This is a genomic window from Streptomyces sp. NPDC001880 (assembly GCF_053594575.1).
In genome coordinates, this window is record NZ_JBSFET010000205.1 from 1 (window position 1) to 4,049 (window position 4,049).

General features: G+C 68.5%; 3 protein-coding genes and 1 pseudogene. All 4 read right to left on the reverse strand.

All coding sequences use genetic code 11. The features are described 5' to 3' along the window. Window positions 1-255 precede the first annotated feature (255 nt). On the reverse strand, window positions 256-729 hold the full coding sequence (locus tag ACWCQ6_RS36095; protein ID WP_451096588.1) for a nuclear transport factor 2 family protein: 474 nt from the start codon (window positions 727-729) through the stop codon (window positions 256-258). A 100-nt stretch (window positions 730-829) separates the two neighbouring features. Continuing rightward, a complete protein-coding gene (locus ACWCQ6_RS36100) occupies window positions 830-2,230 on the reverse strand; it encodes a hypothetical protein (RefSeq protein WP_451096590.1) in 1,401 nt (466 codons plus the stop codon). 189 nt (window positions 2,231-2,419) lie between these two features. Continuing rightward, window positions 2,420-2,752: a helix-turn-helix domain-containing protein gene (locus tag ACWCQ6_RS36105; protein ID WP_451096592.1), complete on the reverse strand. Its 333-nt coding sequence runs from the start codon at window positions 2,750-2,752 to the stop codon at window positions 2,420-2,422. Between the two features lie 477 nt (window positions 2,753-3,229). Continuing rightward, window positions 3,230-4,049 (reverse strand): annotated as a pseudogene (locus ACWCQ6_RS36110) (hypothetical protein); the annotation flags it as partial.

The window sequence follows — 4,049 nt, forward strand, 5'->3', positions numbered from 1 at the left end:
ACCCGCCACTCGTCCAACGGGGCACACACGGTGACAGACACCGGTCCCCCTGCGAGGAATACAGGCCACCCGATTAACGGCGCTTACCAATCTCAACCCCCGAGAGCCCCGTGAGTTCGCGAAAACTGATGGGTTTTCGGCAGGAACCCTGGGGTCTGTCGCCGTGCCTCGCGACGTCGGATCCGTGGGTTCGTGGTGAAGTCGCAGGACGAGTACGACGGCAGCACTTGCACGTAGCCGGGTTGGGCCACGCAGTCAGGACTGGTCGGGGTGGCTGAGTAGTGCCGTCTCGCCGCCGAATGGTAGGTGCGTGACTCGGCTGGTGAGGAGCCAGGTGTCCTCGATCTTGCGGAACGTGTCTTCGTAGTGGCCCACGTTGACGGGGAGCCTCGGGGGCACCATGCCATCGGTATAGCCGTCGACTCGGTAAGTAGCGAAGTAGGAGGTGGCCGTGGCCGTCGACACGGAGTTCACCGTGACCAAGATGTTCGTGGACATACGGCGTGACAGCCGGTCCTTGGGCCGCGAACCGAAGTAGCTGCGGAGCGCCTCACGCCCTTCCACCTTGCGGTCGCCGTGAGGCCACTCCCACACCCCGTCAGGCGTGAAGAGGTCCGCGACACTGCTCGGATCTCCCAGGTCAAGACGGCGCACGAACTCGACGATCAGACGCTCGCAGGCTCGCTCCGCGAAGAGACGTTCCATCTGGTCAAGGGCTTCAGTCGGCATCATCAATTGTTACCAGCCCTCTATGGGGCACCGCGATAGCTTTTTGGCTCCCGGTTCCCACGGCCCTGAACGCGACACCATCTTCGACCTGGCACGACGGTCAGAGCCGCTCGACGGGTCGCTCCAGGAGTCGGCGGGCGGAGTCCGCGTAGCGCATCGCGGTCTTGTCGTCGAGCCCGAACACCTCGGCGAGGTGGAGCGGGTCGGGCCCGTGCGTCAAGGCCTCTTCGAGTTGGCGGTCGACGCGGAGCCGCTCCAGCGTCGCATCCTGCCCGCGCATCGAAGCGCTGATCCAGTGGTTGCTGGCGCGGCTGGTCCTGGTGGCGGTCTGGTTGTTGATCAGCAGGTGGAGGTTCGCGGTGTTCGGCCACCGGTTTCGCCGGTGTTCCAGCCAGTCCAGCAGCAGCTTCAGGGTGAGGTCGTCGAGCGGGCGGACACGTCCGGCGATGGTCAGCCGACGGTTGCCGATGTCAAGGTCGTCGAGCACGAGGTTGGCGATCTGGGCGACCCGGGCGGCGTGGACCGCTGCGAGTGCGAGGATGAGCCGCGTCGCCGGGGTGGTGGCCGCCGCGACGGAGCGGTCGACCTGCTCGGGGACGAGCGGTTGCAGCACGGCGTACTCGTACTGCCCGACTTTGATCCGGCTGGTGGGGTTGCGGAAGATCAGCCCGTTCCGCTTGGCCCATGTGAACAGCGAACGCAGGGCGACAAGTTGGTCATGTCGCTCGCGGCCGTGCAGTGTCTTGATGTAGGTGAGGACGTCGTCGCGGGTCACCTCGCGCAGGTGGTCGTAGGGGTTCGACCACTCCAGCAGGGCCGGCCGGACTCGGTTGAGGTAGAGCCAGACCGTGCCTTCCCGTCGCGGGAGGCTGCGGGGGCCGCCGTCACGCAGGACGCGGGTCCAGCGCTCGGCCTCCGAGCGGATGCCGGATGCGAGACCCTCCAGCCTCTCGGCGAGCCAGCCTTCGAAGGAGGGTTCGCTGTCGTCCTCGAAGATCCCCATCTCGTCCAGGACCGTGACGGTGTGGCCGACCGGCAGGTCCAGGGCCCGCAGCGGGGCGAAGATCTCTGTGTGCCGGATGACGTCGCCCTCGACGTGGCCGGTGAGGACGAGGGCCAGGGCGCGGTTGACGGCGAAGCGGATGTTGCGTCCCCAGCCTCGGGTCTCGGCGAGCCGGTGGGCGAGGTACTTTGCCCAGGCCAGCCATGGGCTGGCCAGGTCGGCGTCGGCCGGGGCGAGCCGGCTGTAGTCACGGGGAATCTGTGGGAACAGCGGTAGCTGCCGCCAGCCGGGATCCGGGCGCCAGGCCGGTGCAGGAGGCGGCTTGCGCGGGGCTCCCCGCCGTCCTCCACGCGTCCGAGCCGAGGGGTCGGTCTTCTGCGGTAGTGCATGCCGACGAAGAACAGTTGGTGATGCCGGACGGCGGCGAGCCGGTCCCGCACATCCGTCTCGTCCGTGGGCTGGCCGACGACGGCCTTCGCACTGAGGCGAGCCTGGCACCAGCACAGGCGACAGTAATTGCACTTCAGCGGCTGGTCGCGGCGGCAGCCGGTGCATGCGGCAGCGTCGTGGCCGCGGCCGAACATGTAGCAGGTGGGGCAGAGGCGGCCGCTGAAGTTTCCCCAGGCCAGGCAGCTCTCGCAGGAATCGGTGGGCTTGACGTAGCCCCTCGGGAACCGTGCCACCGGCTCACTCCGGCGGCAGCGACCGGCCGTCCCGGCGCTTGGGGATCACCTTCGGCGCGCCGGTTCCCGCACCGACCGCGGCCCGTTCCGTTTCCTCTGCCTGGCCCGGGCGGTGGACCTTCTCCGGTTCGGGGATCAGCAGGTCTCCGATCTCGCAGCCGAGGACCACGCAGATGACGTCCAGGTCCTCCAGCTTGAGCGAGACCGGATGACCGGACCACAGCCCGGACATCTTGCCGGCCGAGATCACCAGGCCGTGCTCGGCCAGGCTCCGCTGGAGCTCGGATGCCTTCCAGATACCCTTGTTCGCGGCGGTCAGCCGCAGGTTCCACCTCATCGGGCCAGTCCTTCCAGCCGCTTCGCGGCCCGTTCCATCCCGGCGACCCAGGCGTCCTCGAAGCGCGCAGACGACTTCCCGCCGACGGCACGCCCCGTACTCGTCATCACGGACGGCTGTTGCGACGTGCTCCGCGTCCGTACCGAACACGCGCACCTCGTCCCGGAGGGTGCCTCGCTCCCCTTCACACCCCGGGGTCCGGTGTTCCGTCTGCGCTGAGGGCTGTCAGGCGCGTTGACGGGGTGGCGCCGTCGGTACGCCCGTACCGCCTCTGGACCCTCGACGGCCGGACCGGGCAAGCCCGGCGTGGGGCGGGGCTTGCCCGGGTCAGGGGCGGATCGGGCCTGGGCAGACGACAACGCCGGGTGCCATGTGGCACCCGGCGTCAAGTCGGGGACGAGGAAAGCGAAGGGACTAATTTCTGAGTGGTGTGAGAAGGAAGTCCCTTCATGGCCTCGCCGGGGTCGACGTTATCAGTCAGCCAGGGATCAAGTCGCGCAGATTTTCCGGCGTGATGATCCGTGAGTCCGGGTGCAGTCCGTCCGGACGTTCCAGCCCGATGTACGTGACCGGGCCCTGCGGCGCCGTCGTGCCGTCCCACCGTGTGGTGGCCGTGGCGCGGTCGGCCATAAGGTCGGTGAGGTAGCGGACGGTGAGCTGCTCGCGCTCGACGACGGCGCGCAGCAGCGCCGCGACCGATACGCGGTTCCCCTCGACCCGGTTGGAGTTGGGGTTGCCCTTGAGGTACAGGTGCAGCCACTTGGCGTGCCAGCTTCCGTCGTTCCCGCGTACGAACGCCAGGGGCAGCGCGACGCGGCCCGGGCCGCGCAGTTCGGACTTCATACGGACCGTACGCGGCTCGAAGGGGCGGCCCCGCTGGTCGGCGTCGCGCAGCATGAAGCCGAAGAACGACTCCGCGGTCTCCTCGAAGCCCTCGCCCGAGTAGATGTTGACCTGCGGGACGATGAAGGCGCCGCGCGCCGCGCCCAGGCGGAGGTTGATGAACTCCGAGGCGCCGTCCGGGGCGTCGGTGATGTCGCCGGAGTGCTCGCCCTCGAGCTGGGTGAGGGCGGTGTATGACAGCCACCCGGTGGTCTGGAATTCGGCGTCCAGCATCAGCGCCGACAGGTCGTAGTCGGTGGAGCGGCTCGTCTGCTTCCAGTACACGAAGAACCGCAGCAGTTCGCCGTCGACCGGAGACCGGGAGCCGCGGGGCAGCGCCGAGGCCGGTACGAGCAGACCGGGACTGGGCACGTTGGTGACATCGAAGCCGTCGAACAGCACGGTGGCGCGCGGC